Source organism: Luteococcus sp. H91, from assembly GCF_038433135.1.
Classification (GTDB): Bacteria; Actinomycetota; Actinomycetes; order Propionibacteriales; family Propionibacteriaceae; genus Luteococcus.
Window position 1 is genome coordinate 1 of record NZ_JBCDMV010000056.1, and the last position, 750, is coordinate 750.

Genomic DNA, 750 nt, shown 5'->3' on the forward strand with positions numbered 1-750 from the left:
TAGCTCGATCCGACCGACCCGACCGAGGCGGCGATCTCGGCTTCCGAAAGCCGCTCTGACAAGGCAATCGACGTGTATTGACTACCTCTGTCCGAGTGATGCACCAACCCGGCCAGGTCGTGACCTTCGCGTTGACGGGTCCAGATCGCCTGCTCGAGCGCGTCCAGGACGAGCTGGGTGGTCATCGTGGTGCCCGAACGCCAGCCCAGGATCCTGCGGGCGTAGGCGTCGGTGACGAACGCGACGTAGACCCATCCCGACCACGTCGAGACATAGGTGATGTCGGCCACCCACAACCGGTTCGGAGCCAACGGCGCGAACCGGCGACTGACCAAGTCCGATGGCCGCTCGGCGGCAGGATCAGCGATGGTCGTGCGCTTCACCTTGCCCCGCCGAACACCTTCCAGTCCCGCCTGACGCATGAGACGCTCGACGGTGCAGCGCGCGACCGGGATGCCTTCGCGGTTGAGTTGCAGCCAGACCTTGCGGGCCCCATAGACACCGAAGTGGGCCTGGTGGACCCGGCGGATCTCGACCAGCAGGGCCTCATCGCGCTGCTCACGCCTGCTGGGGAACTTGTCGCGCCACTCGTAGTAGGTCGATGGGGCGATCTGGATGCCATGCTCGCGCAGGACCTGGCAGATCGGCTCGACACCCCACCGCAACCCATCCGCCTCACGCCTGCCGGCGTGCTCGCGGATGAAGTCGACGATCACTGCCCTGGCCGGTCGAGCTCGGCCGCGAAGAAAG

General features: G+C 66.3%; 1 protein-coding gene. It reads right to left on the reverse strand.

The window, feature by feature from the left end; translation table 11 throughout:
* Nucleotides 1-750, reverse strand: a 750-nt coding sequence (locus AAEX57_RS16170; RefSeq protein WP_342097817.1) for an IS3 family transposase, incomplete at both ends; no start/stop codon positions are given.